This is a genomic window from Ferrimonas balearica (genome assembly GCF_019802055.1).
Taxonomy (GTDB): Bacteria; Pseudomonadota; Gammaproteobacteria; order Enterobacterales; family Shewanellaceae; genus Ferrimonas; species Ferrimonas balearica_A.
The window spans coordinates 569,068-595,614 of the sequence record NZ_JAHVHW010000004.1; the positions used below are offsets into that span (position 1 = coordinate 569,068).

Annotated in this window: 18 protein-coding genes and 1 pseudogene; 10 read left to right on the top strand and 9 right to left on the bottom strand. The window is 59.6% G+C overall.

The window, feature by feature from the left end; genetic code table 11:
• Positions 1-3 precede the first annotated feature (3 nt).
• Both KUV52_RS03530 and KUV52_RS03535 read left to right on the top strand, forming a co-directional pair.
• Positions 4-3,156, top strand: coding sequence for an efflux RND transporter permease subunit (locus tag KUV52_RS03530; protein ID WP_315900183.1), 3,153 nt, complete (start codon positions 4-6; stop codon positions 3,154-3,156).
• Positions 3,157-3,340: 184 nt separating this feature from the next.
• Positions 3,341-4,858 carry a leucyl aminopeptidase gene (locus KUV52_RS03535; protein ID WP_222524538.1) on the top strand — a complete coding sequence of 506 codons (1,518 nt, stop codon included), beginning with the start codon at positions 3,341-3,343 and terminating at the stop codon, positions 4,856-4,858.
• Between the two features lie 42 nt (positions 4,859-4,900).
• On the opposite strand, the pseudogene KUV52_RS18815 reads toward KUV52_RS03535, so the two are convergent.
• A pseudogene (locus KUV52_RS18815) lies at positions 4,901-5,041 on the bottom strand (excalibur calcium-binding domain-containing protein); the annotation flags it as partial.
• A gap of 359 nt (positions 5,042-5,400) precedes the next feature.
• Between KUV52_RS18815 and KUV52_RS03545 the strand changes: the two are divergent.
• On the top strand, positions 5,401-6,417 hold the full coding sequence (locus KUV52_RS03545; protein WP_222524540.1) for an AraC family transcriptional regulator: 1,017 nt from the start codon (positions 5,401-5,403) through the stop codon (positions 6,415-6,417).
• A 39-nt stretch (positions 6,418-6,456) separates the two neighbouring features.
• Here the strand turns inward: KUV52_RS03545 and KUV52_RS03550 are convergent, their stop codons facing one another.
• The 4 genes from KUV52_RS03550 to brnQ form a co-directional block, all read right to left on the bottom strand.
• Entirely contained in the window at positions 6,457-7,983 is a 1,527-nt protein-coding gene (locus KUV52_RS03550) for a DUF1254 domain-containing protein (RefSeq protein ID WP_222524541.1), read from the bottom strand.
• Positions 7,984-8,019: 36 nt separating this feature from the next.
• The gene (locus KUV52_RS03555; RefSeq protein ID WP_222524542.1) at positions 8,020-9,993 is read right to left on the bottom strand and encodes an alkyl/aryl-sulfatase; all 1,974 of its coding nucleotides are present in this window, start codon (positions 9,991-9,993) and stop codon (positions 8,020-8,022) included.
• 48 nt (positions 9,994-10,041) lie between these two features.
• Entirely contained in the window at positions 10,042-12,453 is a 2,412-nt protein-coding gene (locus KUV52_RS03560; protein ID WP_222524543.1) for a TonB-dependent receptor, read from the bottom strand.
• A gap of 222 nt (positions 12,454-12,675) precedes the next feature.
• Entirely contained in the window at positions 12,676-14,004 is a 1,329-nt protein-coding gene (brnQ, locus tag KUV52_RS03565) for a branched-chain amino acid transport system II carrier protein (protein ID WP_222524544.1), read from the bottom strand.
• 367 nt (positions 14,005-14,371) lie between these two features.
• Between brnQ and KUV52_RS03570 the strand changes: the two genes are divergently transcribed.
• The 4 genes from KUV52_RS03570 to KUV52_RS18985 all read left to right on the top strand — a co-directional run bounded on the left by KUV52_RS03570 (position 14,372) and on the right by KUV52_RS18985 (position 19,375).
• Positions 14,372-15,076, top strand: a complete 705-nt coding sequence (locus KUV52_RS03570) for a tRNA1(Val) (adenine(37)-N6)-methyltransferase (protein ID WP_222524545.1) — start codon at positions 14,372-14,374, stop codon at positions 15,074-15,076.
• Between the two features lie 5 nt (positions 15,077-15,081).
• Positions 15,082-16,410, top strand: a complete 1,329-nt coding sequence (gene srmB, locus KUV52_RS03575; RefSeq protein ID WP_222524546.1) for an ATP-dependent RNA helicase SrmB — start codon at positions 15,082-15,084, stop codon at positions 16,408-16,410.
• Positions 16,411-16,508: 98 nt separating this feature from the next.
• Positions 16,509-18,665 carry a PAS domain-containing protein gene (locus tag KUV52_RS18980; protein WP_222524547.1) on the top strand — a complete coding sequence of 719 codons (2,157 nt, stop codon included), beginning with the start codon at positions 16,509-16,511 and terminating at the stop codon, positions 18,663-18,665.
• 155 nt (positions 18,666-18,820) lie between these two features.
• The gene (locus KUV52_RS18985) at positions 18,821-19,375 is read left to right on the top strand and encodes a type II secretion system protein (protein ID WP_222524548.1); all 555 of its coding nucleotides are present in this window, start codon (positions 18,821-18,823) and stop codon (positions 19,373-19,375) included.
• A gap of 321 nt (positions 19,376-19,696) precedes the next feature.
• Here KUV52_RS18985 and KUV52_RS03590 read toward each other — a convergent pair whose 3' ends face one another.
• From KUV52_RS03590 to epd, 4 genes are all read right to left on the bottom strand, one after another.
• Entirely contained in the window at positions 19,697-20,449 is a 753-nt protein-coding gene (locus KUV52_RS03590; RefSeq protein WP_222524549.1) for a YdiY family protein, read from the bottom strand.
• 120 nt (positions 20,450-20,569) lie between these two features.
• Positions 20,570-21,637, bottom strand: coding sequence for a class II fructose-bisphosphate aldolase (gene fba, locus KUV52_RS03595; RefSeq protein ID WP_013346584.1), 1,068 nt, complete (start codon positions 21,635-21,637; stop codon positions 20,570-20,572).
• A gap of 110 nt (positions 21,638-21,747) precedes the next feature.
• Positions 21,748-22,926: a phosphoglycerate kinase gene (locus KUV52_RS03600; RefSeq protein WP_222524550.1), complete on the bottom strand. Its 1,179-nt coding sequence runs from the start codon at positions 22,924-22,926 to the stop codon at positions 21,748-21,750.
• Positions 22,927-22,946: 20 nt separating this feature from the next.
• A complete protein-coding gene (gene epd, locus KUV52_RS03605; protein WP_222524551.1) occupies positions 22,947-23,972 on the bottom strand; it encodes an erythrose-4-phosphate dehydrogenase in 1,026 nt (341 codons plus the stop codon).
• Positions 23,973-24,141: 169 nt separating this feature from the next.
• Here epd and KUV52_RS03610 point away from each other — a divergent pair, with 169 nt between their 5' ends.
• From KUV52_RS03610 to KUV52_RS03620, 3 genes are read left to right on the top strand one after another with little or no spacing between them, the layout of a single operon-like run.
• Positions 24,142-24,834: a pseudouridine synthase gene (locus tag KUV52_RS03610; protein WP_222524552.1), complete on the top strand. Its 693-nt coding sequence runs from the start codon at positions 24,142-24,144 to the stop codon at positions 24,832-24,834.
• A gap of 21 nt (positions 24,835-24,855) precedes the next feature.
• Positions 24,856-25,515 (top strand): potassium channel family protein, encoded by a 660-nt coding sequence (locus tag KUV52_RS03615; protein WP_222524553.1) that lies wholly within the window; start codon positions 24,856-24,858, stop codon positions 25,513-25,515.
• A 60-nt stretch (positions 25,516-25,575) separates the two neighbouring features.
• Positions 25,576-26,409, top strand: coding sequence for a S1 RNA-binding domain-containing protein (locus KUV52_RS03620; protein WP_222524554.1), 834 nt, complete (start codon positions 25,576-25,578; stop codon positions 26,407-26,409).
• The last annotated feature ends 138 nt before the right edge of the window (positions 26,410-26,547 follow it).

Below are 26,547 nucleotides of genomic sequence, written 5' to 3' on the forward strand. Positions count from 1 at the left end.
CGAGTGGATACCCAGACAGGGATCATCGCCTGGTTTGCCCGCAACAGTGTGGCCGCCAACCTGCTGATGTGGGTGTTGATGATTGGGGGCGTGATCTCCGGCTTTATCATCAATAAAGAGGTGTTTCCCACCTTCGAACTGAACCGGGTCATCGTTCAGGTGGCTTACCCCGGTGCCGCTCCCCAGGAGATTGAAGAGGGGATCCTGATTAAGATCGAGGAGCAGATCCGGGATATTGATGGCATCAAACGGATCCGCGCCACCGCCACCGAAGGCAGCGCATCGGTCACCGTTGAGGTGAAGGATGACTACGAGCCGAAAGAGGTGCTGGACGAGATCAAGCTTCGTGTCGATGCCATCTCCACCTTCCCGGACAGCATTGAGCAACCCAACATCTACCAACTCAAGCCAACTCCGGAAGTGATGTGGATCTCCATCACCGGGGATGAACTCAGCCTCAGTGAACTGAAGGAGCTGGGTAAAACCATCCGGGATGAGATTACCGCCCTACCCGGCGTCACCCGCGCCAGCCTGTTTGGTCACCGGGATTACGAGATCGCCATTGAGGTCTCCGAGAGCAAGCTGCGTGAGTATCGCCTCACCTTCGATGATGTGGCGAAAGCGGTGCAACGCTCCTCCATCAATCTGCCCGGAGGCTCCATCCGCGCTGAAGATGGCGATATCCTGCTGCGAAGCGACGGTCAGGCTTACACCGGCGAAGAGTTTGAGCGCATTGTCCTGCGCAGTCAGGCGGACGGTTCCCGTCTCTACCTCTCCGACGTTGCCACCATTGTTGACGGCTTTGAGGAACGTCTGGGTTATGCCCGTTTTGACGGTAAGCGCTCCGTTGGCATTGAGGTCAACAGCGTGGACAACCAGAACGCGCTGGCAATCGCCAAAACCGTTAAAGCCTATGTGGCCAAGAAGCAGGAGAGCCTGCCGGACACCGTCACCGTGGCGTATTGGGGTGAGCTGACTCAGTTCCTTTCCGACCGTCTCAACCTGATGCTGACCAACATGGTTCAGGGTGCCGCCCTGGTGTTCCTGGTCCTGGCCCTGTTCCTGCAACTGAAAGTGGCCTTCTGGGTGATGCTGGGTCTGCCGATCTGCTTCCTTGCCGCCCTGATGGTGATGCCGATGGCGCCGGTGGGTCTGAGCATCAATATGATCACCCTGTTCGGCTTTATTCTGGTGCTGGGGATCGTGGTGGACGACGCCATCGTTATTGGGGAGTCGTCCTATGCCCAGATAGAGAAGGATGGGCACAGTACGGACTCCGTGATTAAGGGGGCCAAGCGCGTGGCAATGCCCGCCACGTTCGGGGTACTGACCACCGTCGCCGCCTTCATCCCGATGATGATGGTCTCCGGCTTTATGGGCGCCATCATGGGCTCCATCGCTGGCGTGGTGATCCTCTGTCTGCTCTTCTCCCTGGTGGAATCCAAGTTGATCCTGCCGGCTCACCTGGCCCATATGAAGCCACCGAAGCCTGGTCAGGGCTGGGGGCCATGGCTGCGACTCAAAACCCGCTTTAATGACGGGGTGCAGTGGGTGATCCATGAAAAGTACAAGCCCACCATCGGCAAGCTGATGAGATGGCGCTACAGCGTACTCGCCTTCTTCCTAGGGATGATGATCCTCTGTGGTGGTCTGATCGCCTCTGGTCTGGTCCGTACCGTCAGCTTCCCGGATATCCCCTCTGACTTCATCAATGTTCAGTTGGAGATGGAGAATGGGGTGTCCGAAAAGCAGACCCTTCGCGCCGTTCAGCAGATGGAGGAGGCGCTGTTTGCCACCAACGACGCCATCGCTGAAGAGATCGGTCTCGATGTGGTACGCCACAGCTTTGTCTGGCTTGGCTCACGCACCAACGCGTCCATGACCATCGAGTTGATCAAGGGCGAAAAACGCCCCATCGATGGCGTGGAGATCGCCGCCCGCTGGCGTGACGCCATGCCGGAGCTGGTTGGTGTGAAGGTGCTGGAAATCAACGCTTCCACCAACGGTGGCGGTGGCGATGTGGCGTTCCGTCTCAATGGTAAAGATTTGGAGCAGCTGGTGGCTGCCGCCGATGAGCTGAAAGCCAAACTCGCCACCTACGATGGCCTGTACGACATCCAGGACAACTTCACTTCCGGCAGTCAGGAAGTGCGTCTGGCGGTGAAGCCAGAAGCGGAAGCCCTCGGCATCACCTTGTCGGATCTGGCCCGTCAGGTTCGTTGGGGCTTCTATGGCTACGAGGCTCAGCGCATCCTCCGTGACAAGGAGGAGGTGAAGGTGATGGTGCGCTACCCCGCTGAACAGCGCCGCACCATTGGCCATCTGGAGAACATGCGTATCCGTACCCCTGCCGGTACCGAGGTGCCCTTCTCCAGCGTTGCCACGGTTGAACTGGCTCAGGGCTATGCCGCCATCAGCCGCACCAACGGCGTGCGTTCCATCACCGTCCGCGCGGATGCGCACAAGGGACGGGTAGAGCCGGGTAAGGTGATCAGCGAGATCAACAAGGAGTTCATGCCTGAGCTGACCGAAAAGTACGAAGGGATCACCACGGCACTGGATGGCTCTGCTGAGGAGGACGCAGAGAACAACCTGAAGATGATCCAGGGGGCCTTCTTTGCGCTGTTCACCATCTACGCCCTGATGGCCGTGCCGCTGCGCTCCTATGCTCAGCCGCTGATCATCATGTCGGTGATCCCCTTTGGCATGATTGGCGCCGTTATCGGCCACCTGCTGCTGGGGCTGGACCTCTCCATGCTGAGCATGTTCGGTATCATCGCCCTGGCGGGGGTTGTGGTGAACGACTCGCTGATTCTGGTGGACTTCATCAACCGGGCCAGAGCCGATGGCATGGCGCTGCAGGAGGCGGTGGTTAAAGCCGGTACCGAGCGCTTCCGCGCCATCGTACTGACCTCACTGACCACCTTCCTGGGTCTGGTGCCGATCACCTTTGAAACCAGCCTGCAGGCTCAGATCGTGATTCCGATGGCGGTATCACTGGCGTTCGGCATCCTGTTTGCCACTCTGGTGACTCTGGTGCTGATCCCGGCGCTCTACCTCATCCTGGATGACATTAAGCGTCTGGTGAAATGGTGGTGGCGTCCTGGTGGCCAGCCCTATCCGCTGCGTCGACCCGAGACCACCATCAAGCCCTGACAGAGCCAACGCCACCGCAAGGTGGCGTTGCTTTTGGTACCCCGTTAAGCGCGCCCTCTCAAACTGTAACGCATTGTTAATGAGACCATCCTCTGCTTAACCGGGTCGACACAGTTTTGCTATTCTGCCTCGCGCTAACAACGCAAAGCCCAATAAAACTCATAACAATAAAGAGTCGACGGAAATGACAAAATCCCCCTTTGCCCTGAGCCTGCTGGCTGCCGCTCTGGCCATGCCCGCCGCCGCTGAGACCTTTCACTTCGACACCCAACTGAAGGACGATCCCACGACCCTGGTGCTGTTCCAGCAGCAGGATGGCGAGCTGTACAGTCAGAACACCCTGGCCCAAAGCACCAACAACCAGATCCTGCGTGCCGCCGAGGCCGCCCAGTTCACCGGAAAGCAGGGACAACTGCTTGAGATCCTGGCCCCCAATGGTCTGAAAGCCAGCCGTCTGGTGGTGATCGGTCTGGGTGACGATGCCCTCACCGAAGGTGAGATCAACGCCCTGGGTGGCAAGTTGGCCGACAAGCTGGCTGCAAAGCCCCAGCAACAGGTGGGCATCCTTGCCCAGGGTGTACCGAATGGCGCCGATTTTGCCGCGCAGTTTGCCCATGGGGTCGAACTGAAAAGCTATCGCTACGCCCGCTATAAGCCCAGCACCAGTGAAGCCAAACACTACCAGGTGATTCTGGACAACGCCGAAGTGGCGAACCAGCGCCACCAGGCACTGCAGGCAGTGGAAGCGGGCGTCTTTATGGCCCGTGACATGACCAACGCCACCGCCGGAGATATGTACCCGGGCAGCTTTGCGGAAGAGGCCAAAGGCCTTAGTGAACTGGGCGTGAAGGTAAAGGTTCTGGACCGTGCCGATCTGGAGAAACTCAATATGGGTGCCCTGATTGGCGTCGGCAAAGGCAGTGAGCGCGAGCCCAAGCTGGTGGTGGCCCACTGGCAGGGCAGCGAAGACGCCCCCATCGCCCTGGTGGGCAAAGGGATCACCTTCGACTCCGGCGGCTACAACATCAAGGCCACCGGCACCTCCATCGTTCACATGAAGTCCGATATGGCGGGCGCGGCCACCGTATTGGGCACCGTAAAAGCGATGGCGATGCAGAAGGCCCCGGTTAACGTGGTTGCCGTAATGCCGCTGGCGGAAAACATGGTGTCCGAGCGTGCTCTGCGCCCGGGTGACGTCCTGGTCACCGGCGAAGGCAAATCCGTTGAGGTCACCAACACCGATGCCGAAGGCCGCCTCATCCTGGCGGATGGTCTCTGGTACGCCCGGGAGTTCTACCAGCCGCAGATGATCATCGACGTCGCTACCCTGACCGGCTCCAAGGTACGAGCGCTGGGCCGTGAGTTCACCGGCCTGTTCTCCGATGACGCCACCATGGTCACGGAGCTGACCTACGCCGGCGAGCGCGTGGGTGAAAAACTGTGGCGTCTGCCGCTGGCGCCGGCGTTCGGTGATGAGCTCAAATCCGACATTGCCGACCTGAAAAACACCGGTAAAAGCGCTGGTGCGTCCGTAGCGGCCATGTTCCTGAAGGAGTTTGTGGGTGACAGCCGCTGGGCCCACCTGGACATCGCTGGCGATGCCCTGACCAGCACCGGCAATGACTTCGCCCCCAAAGGCGCCACCGGCCACGGTGTACGTCTGCTGAGCTACTGGCTGACCGATCAGGCCAGCGCGAAGTAATCACCGAAAACAACAGGGGCGCCGCAAGGCGCCCTTTTCGTTCTACCAGCGTGAATCGTTCTCGCAGGGGATGCCGTCCCTGTCACCATCCATCCTCGTGTCGGGGCAGTAGCGGATAAAGAACACCGCCTCCTCTCTTGAGGTCATCTCACTGCAATAGCGGCGGCCATCGCATTGGAACCGTTGCCCTGTCGGCTCATGTCGCGCCTCGGGATACTGCAGCTCAACAGGGGGTGTTTCGGTTGTGGAGGGGAGCAGGAGATTGCTTTGGAGCAGGTAAACACCCGCCAGCACCAGTAGCACTAAAACCAGTCGTTCCATCGTGATGTCCTTATCCGCAGGGTCATACCTTCACTCGCCCTGCCTGCCATCAGCCTACGCCAACCACTCGCTGCCACAAGCACATCAACCCACGCCTCACTCAATCTCCAAACAACCGCTTAGGTCGTCAGCAAACCCACCTGGCGCGCTCACTCGGCCATTTGTCGCTTGTGAACCAATTGTGATATACCAATCAAACCGTCAAAAAAACCAACAACAACGTGACGACTCTTATCCCCAAAACCCCTTCCACCATCGGCACCTGGGCGCTGCTTATGGCCAAGTCGATCGAAAGCTACGGTGTCGACGCTGACGCGCTGTTTGCCGAAACGGGCCTGTGCCTGGAGGAAGCGCGGCGAGACAGTGAGACCCGCTTCCCGGTTCGGCAGATGGCCCAGGTCTGGGAGCTGGCGGTAACACGAACCGGCGATCCCTGCATCGCCCTGACCCTGACCCGCTACTTTCAGCCCTCCACCTACAGCGCGCCGGGCCTGGCGATGGTATCAAGCCGCAATGTGCTGGAGGGGTTGCAGCGCTGCATCCGCTACTTCCGCCACACCACGGATGTCGCTCATATCGAGTTACAGGAGCAGGGAGAGCAACTGGCGCTGGCCATCAGCATTCCACCTCAGAATCAGCCCTGCGCCATCGAGGCAGTAGAGGCCTACTGCGCGACCGCAGTGCGGCTGTTCCGATTGATGCTGGATGAGGAGTTCTGCCCGGATCGGGTCAGTTTCGAGCATGACGCCCCGGCAGAGAAAGCCCGGGCTTTTCGTGATTTCTTTGGCTGTGATGTGGCCTTTGGCGAAGCCCAGACTCAGTTGCTGTTTACCCGCAGTACGCTGGTAAAACCGCATATGTTTGCCAACCCGGCCCTGGCCGCGTCACTGGATCAATGGATCACCGAGCGGCTCTCTCACTTTACTGAAAGCCAGTTTGCCACTCAGGTTCAACGCTATCTGCTCGACCATCTTCTGTTTGAACCACTGGATGCGGAAAGCGTGGCCAGCCAGCTCAATATGAGTGTTCGTACCATGCAGCGTCGGCTGAAAAAGGAGGGGATCAGCTTTAACCAGCTGCTGAACGAATGCCGTCACCATCTGGCCATCAAACTGGTGGCGGAGAAGAACCTGCCACTGACGGAGATCGCCCATATGCTGGGCTTCGCCGACCAGAGCAGCTTTACCCGCGCCTTCCGTCAGTGGACCGGCGTCTCTCCCAAGCAGTACAGCGCCTGAGGGACTGCGGCCCCGCCACTCTGAGCGGGGCCATTGCCCTTACTCCCCGACTGGCGTCACGCCGGGCAGAAACCCTTCCACGGTATCCCAGCTGCGCACCTCATCGGTGGGCAGGTAGACCCGCATATTCAGACGAAAGATCCCCTGTGGCGGCGTCGGCAGCCAGTTGGACTCCCACCCCTCCGGTGCCTTGCTCTGCAGATACAGGGTGAGGGAGCCATCGTCGTTGTACTTCAACCCCTCCGTGCTTTTGCGGATGGCGTAACGGTCGATGGGGTTATCCACCAATTGGTAGTCGTCGCCATAGAGGGCGATGGACCAGAAACCGCCCTCGTAGGAGGTGGGCAACTGGCCTTTGTCGAAGTGCAGCACGTACTGGTTCTCACCGCCCATCAGCAGGTCGTTGTTGATGTCGGAGTAGGTGTGGAAGTAGACCGCTTCCTCGGGTGAGTGAACAAACAGTCCCTGCACTGCGCCTTCCGCCCGAGCCAGGTAGTCGGTGCCGTAATCTCCACCGACAAAGTCGACGTTCCACTTGTTCTCAGACTGGGTACCGCGGAATTTCACCTTCCACTTGATGATGTCGATCCCCGCCTGCATGGCACGCGCCAGACCCCGCTTGGTCGGTTCATCCAGTTTGGCGGGATCGAAAGGTTCAGTGTCGCTGAGGCCAATCAGCTTAAAGCTGTTGAGGATCGCCCGGTTCTCGCCCTGCGGCGGGTTTTCCCGCAGCAATTGCGACAGGTAGTGGTAAAACGCCAACTCACCCTGGCCCAGACGGGTGGGCGCCAGGTCGAGTTGAACCGGATGTTTGGCGCGCTCCGCTTTGCTCATGCCGAACTGCGACAGCGGCATCGCATCAAACTGTTTCTGCAACTCGCGCACCTGCGCCACTTCCGCCTCCTCATTGGAATAGGAAGCGATCCTCAGCGCCACAATGGCGGAGTTGTTGGGCATCCGCATCTCTGCGACGCCGTCCGGCAGAGTGCCCTGCCAATCCGGCCCCACCAGGGCAAAGTAGCCGCCCTTGCCGCCGGTCGCCCGGGTGCCGATGTAGTGCTGATTGGTCAGGTAGGCATCCGCAATCTGAATCGAGAAGTAGCGATCGTCAATGTCCGGCACCTTAAGGATGGTGGGCTCATCCGACAGATGGGCGTAGAGGCCGGAGTAGACGGTATCCGGGTTGGGGGTATAGGGCATCTTCGATTTTGCGGTCGCCAAACCGGAGTAATGACCCCACTCGCCGGGTGCCGCACAGGGACAAGTGTGTTTGATCCGCTCCAGCAGCGCCGGATTCATGCGGATATCGCGCTGGATATCCATCATCACCATGGGGATGGCGAACATAAACGCCTGGATCCCGGTGGCATAAGCCCACTCCTCTTTGGCACGGGCGTCCGCCTCTTTGATCATCCCCTCAAACTCGTGGTTGTTGACCCGGAACATCTGCAGGATGGGGTGGGTCGGCGCACGGGTTGCCTCAGGCTGGGAGGCCGCCATCACGGGCTGGGCCAGCGTCAGACTGGCCGCAACTGCGGCCCCGATGGCTGCAAGTTTTGTTGTCATTGTCGTCCCTTACTCTGTGCGTTGGGCGCCGCCTGCTCAAGGCGTCACCAGGTTGAATCGACCATCCGGCTGGTCGAACAGACGGAAGAAGTTAAGCAATGTCAGCGGGTTGCCATCCACGGACAGGGAATCGGAAAACAGAGTCTCACTCAGACCGAGCTGGCCGGTCAGCATATCCACCAGCAACGGTTGAGTCAGGGTAAGGGTGACGTCGGCGTCGGCCACCTCACCAACCGGCACGGCCCGGAAGTGCATCACTGCGTTCTCCACCCACAGCCGGTATTGCTGGTTGAGGTCACTGAAACGGATAGCGACCTGAGTGTCGACCCCTTCCGCCTCCTCCGCCTTCAGGCGTACCGCCATCGACTGGAAGAACTTGTCGACGGAGGTCTGAGCCAGCACATCGCGCATCGCCGCCAGATCGACCCCCCGCTTCGGTGCACCCTGTTGTAACTCCTGTGCCGCCACCAGATAGCTGTTACGCCAGGAGCCCGCTTCCGCCTGGAACCCCAGTTGGCGATAGGCCTGAGCCAGCAGTGCCCGGGCACTCTGGTGCTCCGGTTCGGCAAACACCAGGTGGTTAAGCAGCTCTGCTGCCCAGCGATACTCACCGCTGTCCACCGCCTGCTGCGCCGCCGCCATCACCCCTTCACTGCCCCCCATCAGGGCCACATACCGTCCCGCCTTCGCCTCAATTGGCAGTGGGTCCAGATTGGCCGGGTTGCCGTCATACCAGCCCAGGTAGAACTGGTATACCGCCTTGGCGTTGTGCTTCAGCGAGCCGTGGTAGCCACGGGTGGACCAGTTCTGCGCCAGCGACTCGGGCAAAGTGATTCGCTCAGCGATCTCTTCCGCATTCAGGCCCTGATTGAACCAGCGCACGGTCTGGTCATGAACGTATTTGTAGATGTCGCGCTGCTTGGTGAGGAAGTCCTGGATCTCACCCTGCCCCCAGAGGGGCCAGTGGTGACTGGCAAAGTAGACTTCCGACTCGTCGAACATCTGTCGCGCTTCATCGATAAAGTGGCTCCAGCGTAGGGCATCCCTCGCCTGGGCTCCGCGCAGCGTGTAGATGTTGTGCATATTGCGGGACACCAGTTCAGCACCGCAGAACGCTTTGTATTGCGGCAGGTAAAAGGTGAACTCAGAGGGGGACTCGGTTTCCGGTGTCAGCTGGAACACCATCTCGACGCCATCGATGGTGAGGCGCTCTCCGGTTTCTTCAATCACCCGGCTCGGAGGCAGGATGCCAAAGCTGCCCATCACCGGCCCCTTACCCAGGCCGGAACCGATGTAGCCATCCGCCGCCACAGGCAACTCGGTGCCATACATCAGCTGAGTCCGCCGCCCCATCGCCACACCCGCAATGATGTTTTCGCTGGTGGCCGCTTCCATAAAATGCTCCGGCGCGATCACCGGCACCTCGCCATTTTGCACCTGTTTCAGCGAAGCCACCGCCAGCGCGCCGCCAAAGTGGTCGATGTGGGCGTGAGTGAAGATGATGGCGGAGATCGGCTTGCGCTCAAGATGCTCGAACGCGAACTCCAACGCCGCATGGGCGGACTCTTTGGCCGTCAGCGGGTCCACCACGATCCAGCCGTTCTCCCCCTCGATCAGGGTCATGTTGGCCAGATCGAAACCGCGCAACTGGTAGATCCCCGGCACCACTTCAAACAGACCACGAAGGTTATTGAGCTGCGCCTGGCGCCAGAGACTGGGGTTGGCGGTATCCGGAGCCGCTTCCGCCAGAAAATCGAACTGTTGAGCGGACCAGATCCGCTCCTCGCCCCGGTGGATATCGATCACCTCGGCCGCCGCGATCAGGCCGCGCCGGGCCAGGGTGAAATCGGTTTCGTCATCAAAGGGCAGGGTGTCCCGCACCTGCTGTTGGGCCGCGACCGTGTTCGCGGAGGCCTCGCCTTTCGGCACCGGCACAGGCTCCGGCCGGGAACAGGCGGTAAGAACAAGGGCGCTGGCTGCCAGGCACAGCGCCAAGGGAGAGAGATTCATGAATTAACGGCTCCTTCCGACGGGCCCCGATGGGTGCCCAATGCTTTGTCAGTAAAAGGTGTAACGCAGCTGAACGCCAATGCTGCGACCCGGCTCCACCATCTGGCTGTACACGCCTGGAGTGAACGGGGTATCAAATGAGAAGTTGCTGGTGATCTCATCGGTCAGGTTTTTCCCCACCAGTGCCACTTCCCAGCCATCGTCGGATACCAGTGCGGTACGGGCATTGATCTTGGCGAACGCGTCCTGCTGAGTCAGCGGGTTGAGATCGGTAGAGGTGTACACCTCAGACTGGTAGTTCACGTCGAAGGTGGTACGCCACTCCAGGCTGTCAAACACGTAGCGGGCGTAATCCAGGCGCAGGCTGGCGCTCAGTTCCGGCGCCAGGATGTTGGTTTCACCGGTCAGGTCGCAGGTGCGGCCATTGGGTTCGACGTTGTCGGGCTTGAGTACGGTACTGGTGAAACACTTGGCGCCTTTGAAGGAGTCCCAATTGAAGTCGAGCCAGCCCAGGCTGCCGGAGAGGATCAGTTCATCGGTCAGCAACCAACGCCCATCCACCTCGATGCCCTTGGTGGTGGCTTCCCCGGCGTTCTCCACCACGAAGCCCACCTGGCCGTCGAAGGTTGAGGTTTGCAGGTCATCAAATTGCATCACAAAGGCGGCGATGTTGAGGTCGGCGATGCCGCCCCCCAGCGTCAGCTTGCTGCCCACTTCGTAGGAGATCACCTCCTCCGATTCGAACTCAAAGTTACCCGCCAGGTTGGAACGGGCATCAAAGCCGCCCGCCTTCACGCCCGTAGCGACCGTGGCGTACAGCAGGCTGTTGCCGGTGTCGTAGCTCAGGGTCAGAGAAGGGGTCAGGTGGCTGTCATCCCGCTCCGCAGCAATGTCATGAGGCTCAATGGTGCCCAGCAAGGGGTTGGGCACATTTTGCGTCGGGGTGCCGAACAGCAAGGGATCAAGGTAGGGCAGATTGGGCCCCAGCATCGCCACGTAAGCGGCACCGGGCAGACCAGGAATATTCAGCGCCTGCAGGGTGGAAGCGAGAGCGGGCGGCGTCACCAGCGGCATCTCGGCAACGGGCGTGCCGCTGAAGGGATCCACCAGGTCCATCCGCTTTCGGCCCGACTTCTGTTCGTCGCTGTAACGCAGCCCCAGGGTGGTGCTCCAGCGCTCGGTCAACTGGTAATCCAGCTGGGCAAACAACGCCCACAGGTCAGAGTCGCTCTCAAAGTCACGCAGGCCACGCACCGCCAGCGGATAGACCGCCGAGTCCTCCTGGTAGCTCAGATCGCTACTCTGGTAATAGGCGCCGACGATGTAGTTCAGGTCGCCATCCAGATTGGAGGTCAGCCGCAGCTCCTGGCTGAACTGGTCATAGCTTTCCTCGAAGAAGGGGGAGTACATCAGCACCCGGCGGGTGGAGTCCTGGTCCTTGCTGCCATCGAGCGTATAGCTGAGCCAGCCGGTGAGCGCATCCAGAGTGTGGCTGTCGAAGTCATAGCTGAGATTGAGCGTGGCGTAGTGGATGCTGGCGTCTTCCCGCTCCTCCTCACCGATGGCCGGATTGGTGCGGGCGGTTTCGTGGCTCAAGGTGTAGTAACCAAGCTGATCCAGCACCGGGTCGTTCGCCGCAATCAGCGCCGGTTCCGCCACCACCACCAGCGGCCGTCCTTCGGTGCTGTCGTCATCAAACTGCAGCTTGAGGTTGGCGTTGAAACGATCCGTCGGTTGCCAATCCAGGGTCAGACGCGCTACCACACTTTCCCGGGCAGGCATGGTGTCGTCGGTGGCGGCGTTGTAGATGTAGCCCTGGTCGTTTTCATACTTGGCCACCAACCGGGCGTTCAGGGTGTCGGTCAGAGGGCCGGACAGGTAGCCCTCAACGTCCACCTTGTCCCCCTCCGTGAAGTAACTGGTGGTGATGCCCGCTTCAAACAGGTCGGTGGGATTCTTGGTGGTCAGGTTCAGCGCCCCGGCCGTGGTGTTCATGCCAAACAGGGTGCTCTGCGGCCCGCGCAACACCTCCACCATCTCCAGATCCACAAAGGCGCTGCGCATCAGGATGCCGCGGCCACGGTAGATGCCATCCACATAGGTTCCGACGGTCTGCTCAAAGCCCTGATTCGCGCCGGAGCCCAGACCACGCATATAGATGTTGTAACCCTGACCGGACTTGGTCACTGAGAAGTTGGGAACGTAGGCCGACAGCTCCTCCATCTGGGAGATGCTGTTCTCGGCCAGCATGGCGCCATCCATGGTGTAAACGGACACCGGCACATCCTGCAGGCTCTCGACCCGCTTCTGGGACCGGACTTCGATCACTTCCAGGGTTTTGCGCTCCACCTCGGAGAGGGCATCAGCATCAGCCTCAGCCAGGGTGGCGGGGGAAAAGCTCAGGGCGATCAGACTCGCCAACAACGAGGGCGCAAAGGGGATTCTTGATGAATGGGACATGAGTGTGCAGCCTTCCTAGTTGCAGCGCCTGATTGACGCAGTTCCATGGAGGCCAACCTAACTCAATGTCAGGTTTCAGAATTGTTACCAGCTGACAACTTTTTGTCGTAGCGCGACACTTTTCGGCATGCCGTTGACGTAAACCGTTGATTTACCGCTTACCCAAAGCGCGATCAAAAAGCCCCGCCATCAGGCGGGGCTTGAAGAACATTGGGCAGTGAATTAACCCTGTACCGGCTCAGCAACCACAGCACGCTCGCCGCGCTTGTAGGCGATACCAGCAACCGCCACCATCAGGGTCAGCGGCAACCAGGCCATATGCTTATCGTACAGCGGCAGGAAGCTGAAGGCGTTCACCAGCGGCTCAGCAACGCCAGCCACATTCAGGCCACTCAGTACGCCGGTGCTGAAGGCAACGGCAATCATGGCGCCCAGTACGGTCTTCTTCTGGCTGATCTGCTTGCTGGCAAAGGCATACATGATCAGAGCCATGGCCACCGGGTACACGATAAAGAGTACCGGGATGGAGATGGTGATCAACTGAGCCAGGCCAACATTGGCCACTACGGCACAAGCGGTAGCGTTGATCAGTACCCAGTTACGGTAGCTCACTTTCGGCAGCAGCTCGTTGAAGTACTCGGAACAGGCGGAGATCAGACCTACAGCGGTGGTCAGACAGGCCAGAGTCACCACGGCAGAGAGGATGAACAGGCCCGGAGTGCCAAACACTTTCATCACGTAGGCGCTCAGTACCGCACCGCCATTCTCAGAGCCCGCCGCCAGTACAGAGCTGGTAGCACCCAGGTAGAACAGGGAGATGTACACCACGGCCAGACCGATGGCAGCGATCACGCCAGCCTTCATCAGGTAGCCTGCCTGGCTGGCGGCATCAGAAACCCCTTTGCGACGGAGGATGTCCACCATCAGGGTACCGAACATCAGGGCGCCCAGGGCGTCCATGGTCATGTAACCTTCCAGGAAGCCGGTGGTGAAGGCGCTCTCTTTCCAGGCGCCGGACGCTGCGCCGATCGGATCCTGAGGCGCCACCAGTACAGAGATGGACAGTACCGCCAGCAACAGAATCAGGGCAGGAGTCAGCATCTTGCCAACGGTATCCAGCAGCTTGCCGGGGCGCAGAGCCAGACCAACCGCCAGAACAAAGAAGACAAAGGTAAAGGCCAGTTGGGTCATGGCGGTGCCTTCGCTCAGGAAGGGCAGCAGGCCAATTTCATAGGCCACCAGACCGGTACGAGGTGCGGCGAACGCCGGACCAATCACGATAAAGATCGCCACGGCGACAGCGGTGCCTACCCAGGCGGGCAGCAGGCGGGTGATAACGGGAATGCCGCCCCCGGCCTTAGCAACGGCGATCAGGCCCAACAGAGGCAGACCCACCGCAGTGACCAGGAAGCCCAACATGGCGGGCAGCAGGTTTTCACCCGCGCTCATACCAGCCATCGGCGGGAAGATGATGTTGCCCGCGCCCAGGAAGAAGGCGAACAACATGAAACCTAAGCTTAAGGTATCGGTGGTGGTTAATCGCTTGCTCAAAATAAACCTCTACTGCGGCATGTTCTTGTTATCACTACTTGAAACTGTCCGTTGCGCGACCAAACCTGTAAAGCCAGGTTGACACCTCCGGACCCCAACATCGCCTCATCACTTGGCGATTTTTTCATCAACGTGCCGCATTCCGATGTCGCCGAATGACCTTCTGGTCACTTTTTGTTCTTCACTGGCGACGCGGGGTGCTGACTAACGGCTGCAACTAATACCAGCCCCTACCTACAACCACAATAGCAAAACCCAAACCTTAACCATTGAATACACCGCCGCTACATTTGCCCCTCAACGAGGCTACAGCCAAACTGGCGAAAATCTGCTAGAGTCTGCCGCCTTAAATTTCCGGAGCACCTTGATGCCCTTCACCTTTAAACAGTTTCACGTGGATGATCGCGGTTGCGGCATGCCGGTGAGCACCGATGGGGTGGTTCTGGGGGCCTGGGCAAGACTGCCGGATACTGGTCGGGTGCTCGATCTCGGCACCGGATCCGGCCTGTTGGCACTGATGTGCGCGCAGCGAAGCGCTGCCCACATTACGGCGGTAGAGCTGGATGAAGCCGCCGCCCGGCAGGCGCAAGATAACTTCGAAGCCAGTCCCTGGCCCGAGCGATTGGCTCTGGTTCAGGCGGACATCAGACAGTGGCAGGTGGCAGTCCCCTTTGATGCCATCATCTGCAATCCGCCCTACTTCACCAGTGGTGAGCGAAGCCAACGCTCTGACGCCCGGGCCCTGGCTCGCCATGTGGACACGCTGAGTCACTCGGCGCTGTTGAATGCACTGGCTCGCTTGCTTCACCCAGAGGGCTGTGCCAGCCTGATCCTGCCCGTTGTTGAAGCAGCACAGTTGATCGAACAGGCAACCGATTTTGGCCTCCACCTCCAGCGTCGCTGCGCCCTGTCCAGTCGGGCAGGCAAACCGGCCCAGCGCTGGCTGTTGCAGTTTGGCGCACAGACTGCTGAGGTTCAGCAGGAGGATCTGATGATCCACGGCCAGGATGGCGGCTACAGCGAGGCGTTTTGCGCCTTAACCCAAGACTTCTATCTCAAGATGGGATCCTGATTTTCATGAGTTTCACCGATTTTGATCTGGATCCGCGCCTGGAAAAGGCGCTGGCCAAGAGCGGTTACACCAAACCCACTACCATTCAGCGCGCCGTTCTGGAAGCCGCGCTGGAGGCGCGCGATGTCCTGGCCAGTGCCCCCACCGGCACCGGCAAGACCGCCGCTTACCTGCTGCCGGCCCTGCAGCATCTGCTCGACTTCCCCCGTCGGGAGTCCGGCCATGCCCGGGTGCTGGTACTGACACCGACCCGCGAGTTGGCCCAGCAGGTGAAGGAGTACGGCGCCAAACTGTTGGCTGGTACCTCCCTGGAGATCGGCGCCATCGTTGGCGGCAAGGACTACCAGTTGGATGCGGACCTGCTGAAGCAGAACCTCGACATCCTGGTGGCCACCCCCGGTCGTCTGATCATGTACCTGGAGGAGGAGAAGTTTGATCCCCGCCAGGTGGAAGTGATGATCATCGATGAAGCCGACCGGATGCTCGACATGGGCTTTATGCCGGTAGTGGATCGCATCGCCGCCGAGACCCGCTGGCGTAAGCAGACCATGCTGTTCTCCGCCACGCTGGAGGGCTCGGGTCTGGACAACTTTGTTCGTGAACTGCTGGATGACCCGGTGCATTGCCATGCCAACCCGCCCCGCAGTGAGCGCAAAAAGATCACTCAGTACTACTACCGTGCCGATGACGTTGACCACAAGTTCAAGCTGCTGAAGCGTCTGCTGGCCGATCCGGAGTGCACCCGCGCGGTGATCTTCACCAAGACCCGGGAAAAGGCCACCGAGCTGCACGCCAAACTGTTTGCCGCCAAGATCCGTACTGCCGTGCTGCAGGGTGCGATGGTGCAAGGCAAGCGGGATGACGCGCTGGAGCGGTTCCGTTCGGGTCATGTGCAGGTGCTGGTGGCAACCGATGTGGCCGCTCGTGGCATCGATATCCCCAGCATCACCCACGTCTTCAACTACGATCTGCCGCGCACCAGTGATGTCTATCTGCACCGCATCGGCCGAACCGCGCGCGCTGGCGCCAAAGGCACCGCCATCAACCTGGTGGAAGCGCACGACATGCCGATGCTGGATAAGATCCAGCGTTACGTGGATGAGCCGATCAAACCCCGTGTGATTGAGTCTCTGAGACCTCGCACCAAGACCCCGAAGTTCACCAAGCCGAAGAAAAAGGCCGACGACAAGGGGAAAAAGAAGAAACGCACCGGTAAAGGGAAAGCGGACGCCAAGAGCAGCAAAGCCGCTCCAGAGGCGAAAAAGCAACGTCATCGCGACCGCAAGAACATCGGCAAACGCCGTTCCCCCAACGCGGACAAAGGCACCGAGTAATTCTTCGGTAACCACGCCACAGCCTGAGCCAACCCAACTGGCTCAGGCTCTCAACCTCGTGCTAACATCGGGCCACCTTTTGCGCAAGGATGGCCGATGTGTCTGGATCCACCGAAACCAGAGCGGACCTGAGCAGGGTCCTGGCAGGCTTTGAGCACGCCACCTCTCATAAACAGTTGCCCTTTATCTGGCAGCTGCTTCTGATGGTTCTGCTGATCGCCGGGATCGCCCTCGGTGCCATGAGTGTTAATGCGGAGATGCTTCGGGCCCGCCTGTCCGAGCACCGCTTCAGTGAACTCCAGGTGTTCAGTGATCGCATCAACGATGGCATGTTTCGTCTGGAAACCCGGGCTCAGTTGATGGCCCAATACGGCATCGCTTCCCACCTGCTCAAACAGCCCACTCTCGATATCGACCCCCTTAAAGCCTTTCTTCAGCAACTGCTCACCACAGAAAACAGCTTCCGCCGCATCGCGATTCTTGATGGCGAAGGCAGCATCATGTTGAGCCAGGGCCAGGACCCCCATTTCCACCTTTCCCGTCGCCACCTCCAGCAGATCATCAGTGAACTGGATCCCGGTGAGGTGTTCAGCTCGCCGCTTCAACTGCAGGGCAACCAAGCCTACCGCTACATGGTCGCCCCCGTGTCTGGCAGCCCCCACGGTGCCAGGGCGATGCTGTTTACTGTCGAGATGGCGGAGACCTGGAAAAAGTTCAAAGCGGTGGACAACTCCAACAGCACCCCCTTGGTTCTGGTGGATTCCCGCGGCAACTGTTTTGGCATCAACCGCAGTGGTGAGATCGGCCACTCTCCCCTTCCCGGTCGCCATCCCGAGTTGTGGAAGAGCATGCAGCAGAACGATTTCGGCCAATTACAAAAGGGCAACTACCACTACATCTACATGCAGGTTCGCCCCGGTTCCCAGTCACCGCTCTATCTGGTGACCTACCTGGACAACGAGGCGCAGCATCCGTTGGTGCAACGCTACCAGCGACAGATCACCGTTGCCGCTCTGGTGTTGATTCTGGTGTTGGCCCGGTTGATGTGGCACCGCCGCTACCAGGAGGATCACAGCCGCGGACGCGCCCGGGCAGAGCGCCTGCTTGAACAGCTCTACCACGGCAGCCAGGGGCTGCTGATCTTCAGCGTCGATGGTCGCTGCATCACGGCCAACCCCACCGCCTCTGACCAACTGAGCCTGACGCCCGAACGGTTGCAGGACAGACGCTTCAGCCACCTGTTTGACAGTGACAGCCTCGGCGTCGATATGATCTGGCAACTGATGCGCGGCTCCGGTTACTGGGAGGGACGGCTGGTTGTGCGCCACCAGCCTAAGCTGGTGGTCAAAACCACCATTCGCGCTATCCCCATTGATGATAATGAACGCATCTATCTGCTGACCCTGGAAGAGGGGCAGCATCAGCAGGATCAGGAGCGGCAGATCCGCCGATTGGAGCAGTTGACGGACAGCGCCAGCGGCCTGGCTCTGATCGACAGTAACCAGCGCATCAAAGTGATCAACCGAGCAATGGGCCGAATCCTCAGCCAACCACAGGAGCGCCTTGAGGGGACCCAGTGGCTCTCTCTGCTGCAACTGACCAACCCCGATCTGGAGCAAAGCCTGCACCATCAATTGGTCAATCGCGGATATTGGCAGGGCGCCCTTTGGTTCCGCCGGGGCGATGGTGGCGTGGTTCGCTGTCTGGTCAATCTCCAGCAGGGTGACGCCTTTGGCCAGGATGACAGCTACCAGGTGCTCACCCTCACCCCCCTGATGGATCAGAAGCTGGATGACTCGGTCAACAGCACCGGCTTGCGTCCCCATCACAACCTGGCGCGGGTGCTGCAACAGTCCGGCCATCTGAGCAGTGCGCTTATCCTGTTCAGCCAGAGCCACCCCAACGCCCTTGCCACCTTCAATGACTCGGACGCGCTGCTGTTCCGACAGCACAAACTGATTCAGTTACTGGATGGTGCGCTGCCCAAAGACGCCATGCTGGGTGAAGAGGGGGAGGTCGGCGAGACGGCGGTTCTGCTGCCCGGCTGGAACGACAGTGACGCCACGACCCTGGCTGCCAACCTGCTCCACCTTCTTGAGGAGGGCGGGCTGCGGGAGGACCTGACCATCGGCCTGGCGCAAAGTCATCCGGGGCAGTCCTGGCACCAGGTACTGGACAATGCCCGGGCTGCGGTGGTTCGGGCGACGCTGTCCGGGCAAGCCTACTGCCAGGCCCACACCCGAAACAGCGCCTGATTCTCCCCAGACCGATTTAACGAAAGCCGCCTTAAAGGGCGGCTTTTTTGCGCTAAATCACTCGCTCAGCAGATAACGCCAAGATGAACTCGAGTTCATTTGACTCATAAAGTGTTCGGCGCATAATCGGCGCCTGAAGCGCATTGGGAGGCAGTATGGCAGTATCCAAAAGCCGAGGGTTTACCCTCATCGAACTGGTTGTCGTAATTATCATTCTGGGGATTTTGGCGGTGATCGCCCTGCCCCGTTTTATCGACCTTCAGGATGAGGCTAGAGCGAGCGCTATCCGCACCGAATTTGCCGCGTTTGAAAGTGCCACCCGGCTCTACCATAACGGCTGGCTGGCCGCCGGACACACCTCTGCCGTGCAAGACCTGCCCAGCTTTGGAGACGCTGATGTCGATTCCACTGACACCGGCTGGCCCTATAGCATCACCGCCAATGCGCACCAGTTTGATGCGTGTGTCGAGCTTTGGCATGGCCTGACCGATACCGACCTGACCGCCGAGGGCACTGACAGCGTTAACCACATTGGTCAGATCGATTCCGACGTGGGCGTGACATACAGCGGCAATACCTGCATCTATGTTGCCGCGCACTTTGTCCAGAAAGGCCAGCCCACCCTACAGATGACCTACGACAACCTTACCGGTGATATCCGGGTACGGGATGATGCGGAGTACACACCGGATGGTAATCCGGTGCCGTAATCCAGAGAGTAAATATTTACCTGCATAGCAGGTGGCTTTGATTAGCCCCCTTCAAGGGCGGCTTTTTGTTTTCGGGGATGCCACAGGCATGTGACTGTAGCGACGCCATTACCCCCGCTGCCGGGAGCGGCCCGACGGCCGCCAGAAGGGCTAGCGCCCCTCTGGACTCCCCTATGCCTCCGGCGCGGCGAACGCTCCTCGCTCCCTCTCCTTCTCATTTCAGCTCTGCGGGCAGGGCCCCGATGGAACGATCACCACCTCCATAGGAGTTGGTGTAAGGCTGGGAAAAAAAACACCGCCGGATGGCGGTGTTTTTCGTTATCAGAACTTGTAGAGCAGTGTCGCGGCCAGTGTGGTGTCCGTGCTCTTGTTCCCCGGGCCCGGATCGGTGTCGTGCTTGACGCTGTAGGAGAGTTTCATTGCCAGGCTGCCTACCAGAGCGGCAGAAACGTAAGTCTCGCTACGGGTGATGGTGGAGCCGTCACCAAGAGCGATGTTTGAGGTAACCAGTTGACCAAACTCCGCGCTGTCGGAGAACTGCCACCAGAAATCCACTTTCACGCGGGCGATAAGATCGCTCTCATCCTCGTCATCCGGACGCAGGTCATCATCGTACTTCTTAAAGCTGTAACCGGGGCCCGCTTCCGCGATCAGGGTCATGGTGTCCTGCTCAATGATGCGACGACCATAGCCGAGCGCGGAACTGATGATGTATTCGTAGTCAGTAAACTTATCGATCTCACCGTCCACCATGCCGAAGAAGTACTGCTTGCCCTCGGCGGGGTAGTCCCCCTGGTACAGTGCGTAGTAACGCTCTGCGGAGCGCTCGCCGGTGTCTTCGGCGTACAGAATGTCGAGCAGGTACTGATTTTTCAGGTCGCCAATGATGTGGGTGGCGTCCACCTTACCCTTGATGTTCGTGGTTTCGGTGTTGCCGGAAACGATGGTGGCACCCAGCTCGACGCCGCCACTGAACGGCGGAGGCGGTGGTGACGGCTCATCTTCCGCCATGGCTGGAGCGGAAACGCTCATGGCCAGCAGTACACCGGCGGTTACTGTGGTAATCGATTTCATGTTCACTCCCTGAAACTCCGGATCACACAACGCCCGGAAAACAGCAACATTCTACCAACATCACACCATCAGGCAAAAAAAACGCCTGCAAAAGCAGGCGTTTTCTCGGCTGAGTCTGAATCAGATGTGCACTTTCGGGTCCAGTTCACCGGACAGGTAGCGCTTGTACATCGCCTGCAGGGACAGCGGCTTGATCTTGGAGCCCATGCCAGCACAACCGAAGGCTTCGTAGCGATCCTTACAGATGCCTGCCATGGCGACCATAGAGGCTTGCAGGAACTTACGCGGGTCGAATTCAGACGGGTTCTCCGCCAGGAACTTGCGCACGGCACCGGTAGAGGCCAGGCGCAGGTCGGTATCGATGTTCACTTTACGAACACCGTACTTGATGCCTTCCACGATCTCTTCAACCGGCACACCGTAGGTTTCCGGGATCTCACCACCGAAGCGGTTGATCACTTCCAGCCACTCCTGCGGTACGGAGGAGGAACCGTGCATTACCAGGTGGGTATCAGGGATACGGGCGTGGATCTCCTTGATGCGGTCGATGCGCAGTACGTCACCGGTCGGTTTCTTGGAGAACTTGTAGGCACCGTGGCTGGTACCGATGGCGATGGCCAGGGCATCCACCTTGGTGGCAGCCACAAAGCGGGCGGCCTCTTCCGGATCGGTCAGCAGTTGGTCATGGCTCAGTACGCCTTCGGCGCCAACACCATCTTCTTCACCGGCCATACCGGTTTCCAGGCTGCCCAGACAGCCGATTTCACCCTCAACGGACACACCACAAGCGTGGGCAAACGCCACGGTGCGCTGAGTCACCTGCACGTTGTAGCCGTAATCCGCCGGAGTTTTGCCATCTTCACGCAGAGAGCCGTCCATCATAACGGAGCTGAAGCCCATCTGGATGGAGCGCTGGCACACGTCCGGGGAGGTGCCGTGGTCCTGGTGGATACAGACCGGAACGTCCGGGTACTGCTCCAGCGCAGCGTTCATCAGGTAACGCAGGAACTGGGGACGAGCGTACTTACGGGCACCGGCGGAGGCCTGCACGATCACCGGAGAATCGGTTTCCTCGGCGGCCTGCATGATGGCGCGCATCTGCTCCAGGTTGTTTACGTTAAAAGCGGGTACACCGTAGTTATGCTCGGCGGCGTGGTCGAGCATCTGGCGCAGAGAGATCAAAGCCATCTTGTCAGACTCCAGTAGATAGAACGAAACGGGTCAGGGCACCTCCTGTGCCCATGGTGCCCGCCGTACACTGCGGCGGGCCAAAAGGCCATTCAATGGCCCCGTAAAACTCAGCCGTTGGCGCGCTGCTCCAGCATCGCGACGGCGGGCAGGGTTTTGCCTTCCAGGAACTCCAGGAACGCGCCCCCACCAGTTGAAATGTAGGAGATTTTGTCGGCAATGCCGTACTTGTCGACCGCCGCCAGGGTGTCACCACCACCGGCGATAGAGAAAGCGTCAGACTCCGCGATCGCCTGGGCGATGCGCTTGGTGCCCTCACCGAACTGGTCAAACTCGAACACACCCACCGGGCCGTTCCAGACGATGGTGCCGGCGTTTTTCAGGATCGCCGCCAGCGCTTCGGCACTGTCTGGACCGATGTCGAAGATCATGTCGTCTTCTGCCACCTCGGCCACCGGCTTCAGTGTCGCTTCCGCGTCCTCGGCAAACTGCTTGCCGCACACCACATCGGTGGGCACCGGAATGTCACCACCACGGCTCTGGGCCTGGGCGGTCAGCGTGTTGGCCTGGTCAATCAGGTCCGCTTCGTACAGGGACTTGCCCACCGGGTGACCGGCTGCAGCGATAAAGGTGTTGGCAATGCCGCCGCCCACCACCAGCTGATCCACCTTGGTGGAGAGGGATTCCAGTACGGTCAGTTTGGTGGAAACCTTGGAGCCACCCACAATCGCCACCATCGGGCGGGCCGGGTTATCCAGAGCCTTGCCCAGCGCGTCCAGTTCCGCCGCCAGCAGCGGACCGGCGCAGGCGATCGGGGCATACTTGGCCACACCGTGGGTAGAAGCCTGGGCGCGGTGGGCGGTGCCGAACGCGTCCATCACGAAGATGTCACACAGAGCGGCATAGGCTTTGGAGAGCGCCTCGTCATCTTTCTTTTCGCCCTTGTTGAAGCGAACATTCTCGAAGATCACCAGCTCGCCATCCGCGACCTCAACGCCGTTCAGGTACTCTTTCTCCAGACGTACCGGCGCATCCAGTTTGGCCTTCAGGTAAGCCACAACCGGCGCCATGGAGAAGGCCTCATCGTATTCGCCTTCAGTGGGGCGGCCCAGGTGGGACATCACCATCACTTTGGCGCCCGCTTTCAGGGCCAGCTCAATGGTCGGCAGAGACGCCAGAATGCGGGCATCGGAAGTAACAACGCCATCCTTTACCGGCACATTGAGATCCTGGCGGATCAGTACGCGTTTACCGGCCAGCTCCTGATCAGTCAGCTTGAGTACGGTCATGGTGATTCCCTCGTAAGATGTCATTCAGATCCAGTTCGCGCACTGACCATCGCCAGCGCGGTGTCCAACATTCTGTTGGCAAAACCCCACTCGTTGTCGCACCAGAGCAACAACTTCACCAGGTGGCCATCGGACACCCGGGTCTGGGTGCCATCCACCACGCAAGAGTGGGGATCGTGATTAAAATCGATGGAGACCAGTGGAGCCTCAGTGTAGTTCAGTATCCCCCGGAAACGGCCCTGAGCCGCCTCCTGCAGCAGCGCATTAACGCTGGTAATATCGACCCGATCACGCAGGGTCAGGGAGAGGTCCATCGCGGTCACGTTGGTGGTCGGCACCCGCACCGCAATGGCTTCAAATTTGTTGCTCAGTTCAGGCAGGATCCGCTCGATGCCGCGGGCCAGTTTGGTGTCCACGGGAATGATCGACTGACTGGCGGCCCGGGTCAGGCGCAGGTCGTCATGATAGGCGTCGATCACCTGTTGATCGTGCATGGCGGAATGGATGGTGGTGATGGCGCCGCGCTCAATGCCAAAGGCCTCATTGAGCAGAGTGATCACCGGCACCGAGCAGTTGGTGGTGCAGGAGGCGTTGGAGACCACGCGCTCGTTGCCGGTCAGAACCTCATGGTTCACCCCGAACACCACGGTAGCGTCCACAGCACTGTCTGCGGGATGAGAGATCAACACCTGACGGGCACCGGCGGCGATGTGCGCCTCGCACTGCTGACGGGTTTTCAGGACACCGGAGCACTCCAGCACCAGATCGATATCCAGCTCCTGCCAGGGCAGTTGGCTGACCTCGGGCTGGTGGAACAGGGCAATGTCATCTCCCCCCACATGCAGTACCCCCTCTGACACACTGACCGGCTGGGCAAAGCGCCCATGGGTGGTGTCAAACTGAGTCAGGTGAGCGATCGCTTCGGGCTTGGCCAGTTCATTGATCGCGACCACGCAGATCCGCTCCCGCAGTCCGCTTTCGTACAGCGCACGCAGGGTAGAACGGCCGATTCGGCCAAAGCCATTAATGGCAACGCGTAGGGTCATGACAGCCTTGTGGTTGGTGGGAGCATCCTGTTTAAAAGCGGGCGCCATTCTAGCCCAGAACCCTTATCAGCCAAAGCCTTGCCGTACCTTTGCAAAAAAGATGCGTATAGAAACGAACAAAACACCGATAATGGGCCCTGCCAATCACGAAATGATGAAATAAACCAACATGAGACTGGATCGCCTGCTTTGCCAACACCCCAAATGGAGCCGCCGCCATGTGCTGGGTCTGCTGGTGCAGGGACGGGTGCAGGTGAACCAACAGGTGGTGCACTCACCCACGCTGGAGGTCACCGCCTTTGATACGGTGCTGGCCGATGGCGAGCTGATACAGCCCGGCAAAGCGGCCCACTACCTGATGCTGAACAAGCCCGCTGGCATTCTCAGTGCCACCGATGACCCGGTGCACCCCACGGTGATGGATCTGCTGCCGCCAGAACTGGCCAAAGAGTTGCACATCGGTGGACGGTTGGATCGCGCCAGCACCGGTCTGATGTTGCTGACCAACGACGGCCAATGGTCTCGTCGGGCCACGGACCCGGAGCGCAAGTCCCCCAAGATCTATCGGGTGACGCTGGGCAATCCGATCCACCCCGATACCGAAAAGGTGTTTGCCGAAGGGATCCATTTCCCCTTTGAGGACATCACTACCTCTCCGGCCAAGTTGGAGCGCCTGAGCGACACGGAGTGCCGGTTGACCATCTATGAGGGGCGTTACCACCAGATCAAGCGGATGTTCGGTCGCTTCCGCAATCCGGTTATCGCGCTGCACCGGGAGGCGATGGGGGCGATCCGCCTTGATTCCAACCTGCAGCCGGGTCAATTCCGCTCCCTGACCGACGAAGAGATTGCCAGCGTCTAGACTTGTCCGGGGAGGTGCCTTATGCGCAGCAAAATCACCCCGGAAAACAACTTCTTCTTTCTGACCACGGCCCTGATCATTCTGCTCCTGACCAGCGCCCTGGAGCAGGTGCTGCCCAGCGGCTTGCTGGAGCAGGTGATACAGGGCGTCACGCTGCTGACCTTCGCCATCTGTCTGGTCAGCCTGAAATTTGAGCCCGGCTGGTCCCGTTTCCTGCTGACGCTGGTGCTGTGCTGGGTTGCCCTGGCCCTGCTGAAGCGTTGGCTCCATGTCGCCCTGTTTGACCTTCTGGGCCTGGCCATGATGCTCTGCTTTTTCCTTGGCACCCTCAAAGCCTCGGTCCGGCAGATCCTCTTTACCGGTGGCCCCATCTCCGGCAACCAGGTGGTGGGCTCGCTGGCGCTGTTCCTGCTGCTTGGGCTGGTCTGGGCCCTGATCTACCTGGTGATCATCGAGTTCTCCCCGGAAGCCTTTAACGGGATGGAGCCGCGCCCCTGGCAGGACAACCTCAACCGGGCCATCTACTTCAGCTTTGTTACCCTCACCACACTGGGGTATGGCGAGATCACCCCCGCCCATGCACTGTCCCAGACGGCGGTCTATCTTGAGGCGATCATCGGCACCTTCTATCTGGCCGTCGTGGTGGCCAGTCTGGTCAGTGCCAAACAGAGTTCGGGGTAACAGACGCTCTGGTAAAAAAGGGGTATACTTCGCGCCCCACTGACAGTTAAGGCAGCAGACATGGTCAACATCGGTCAATACAACACCCTCACCATCACCAAGCGGGTCGGTTTCGGCCTCTACCTGGATGGCGGCGATCTGGGTGAGATCCTGCTGCCGAAGAAATGGGCCCCCGAGGACGCCAACCCGGGAGACGAGTTGGAGGTGTTCATCTACCTCGACTCCGAAGACCAGTTTATCGCCACCACTCAGAAGCCTAAGGCCGAAGTGGGTCAGTTCGCTTCCCTGAAATGTAAGGAAGTGGGCCGTTACGGCGCGTTCCTGGACTGGGGCCTGGATAAGGACCTGCTGGTGCCCTTCAACCAGCAGAAGCAGCCGATGGAAGCGGGTCGCTACTATCTGGTTTACCTCTACGTTGACCAGCACACCGACCGCATCGCCGCCTCAGGCAAGCTGGATCGCTTCCTCGACAAAACCCCGGCCAACTACAAGGTTGGCGACAAGGTACGCGTTACCATCGGTGGCAAATCGGACCTGGGCTACAAGGCGATCATCAACAACAGCCACTGGGGCGTGATCTACTTCGACACTGTGTTCAAGCCGCTGCGCAATGGCCAGCAACTGCCGGGCACCATCACCAAGGTGCGTGACGGGGGACGCCTGGATGTCAGCGTCAATCCGCCGGTAGCCAAACAGGTGGATGCGCTGGGCGAGAAGATCCTGGCCTACCTGCGTACCCAGCCCAACGGTTTTGCGCCCCTCAACGACAAAGCCGACCCGGAAACCATCAAGGCACTGTTTGGCGTCTCCAAAGGGGTGTTCAAGCGCACCATCGGTGGCCTCTACAAGGCTGAGCGCATCACCATCCTGGATAACGGCATCGAACTGCGTTAATCGCCCTTTAGCGCGGACGCACTACGATTTCCGCCACCAGGACTCCCTAACAGACAAAAGGCACCGCTAGCTACGGTTTTTTAGCGGTGTTTTTTTCTGACTTTTCAGCAAAACCAAGCAAACACTCCTACACTTTCT

Bases quoted from the DNA above. Each gene is read 5' to 3' on its own strand.
- KUV52_RS03535 (WP_222524538.1), top strand. From the start codon at position 3,341: ATGACAAAATCCCCCTTTGCCCTGAGCCTGCTGGCTGCCGCTCTGGCC.
- KUV52_RS03550 (WP_222524541.1), bottom strand. From the start codon at position 7,983: ATGACAACAAAACTTGCAGCCATCGGGGCCGCAGTTGCGGCCAGTCTG.
- KUV52_RS03555 (WP_222524542.1), bottom strand. From the start codon at position 9,993: ATGAATCTCTCTCCCTTGGCGCTGTGCCTGGCAGCCAGCGCCCTTGTT.
- KUV52_RS03560 (WP_222524543.1), bottom strand. From the start codon at position 12,453: ATGTCCCATTCATCAAGAATCCCCTTTGCGCCCTCGTTGTTGGCGAGT.
- KUV52_RS03570 (WP_222524545.1), top strand. From the start codon at position 14,372: ATGCCCTTCACCTTTAAACAGTTTCACGTGGATGATCGCGGTTGCGGC.
- srmB (WP_222524546.1), top strand. From the start codon at position 15,082: ATGAGTTTCACCGATTTTGATCTGGATCCGCGCCTGGAAAAGGCGCTG.
- KUV52_RS18985 (WP_222524548.1), top strand. From the start codon at position 18,821: ATGGCAGTATCCAAAAGCCGAGGGTTTACCCTCATCGAACTGGTTGTC.
- KUV52_RS03590 (WP_222524549.1), bottom strand. From the start codon at position 20,449: ATGAAATCGATTACCACAGTAACCGCCGGTGTACTGCTGGCCATGAGC.
- fba (WP_013346584.1), bottom strand. From the start codon at position 21,637: ATGGCTTTGATCTCTCTGCGCCAGATGCTCGACCACGCCGCCGAGCAT.
- KUV52_RS03600 (WP_222524550.1), bottom strand. From the start codon at position 22,926: ATGACCGTACTCAAGCTGACTGATCAGGAGCTGGCCGGTAAACGCGTA.
- epd (WP_222524551.1), bottom strand. From the start codon at position 23,972: ATGACCCTACGCGTTGCCATTAATGGCTTTGGCCGAATCGGCCGTTCT.
- KUV52_RS03610 (WP_222524552.1), top strand. From the start codon at position 24,142: ATGAGACTGGATCGCCTGCTTTGCCAACACCCCAAATGGAGCCGCCGC.
- KUV52_RS03615 (WP_222524553.1), top strand. From the start codon at position 24,856: ATGCGCAGCAAAATCACCCCGGAAAACAACTTCTTCTTTCTGACCACG.
- KUV52_RS03620 (WP_222524554.1), top strand. From the start codon at position 25,576: ATGGTCAACATCGGTCAATACAACACCCTCACCATCACCAAGCGGGTC.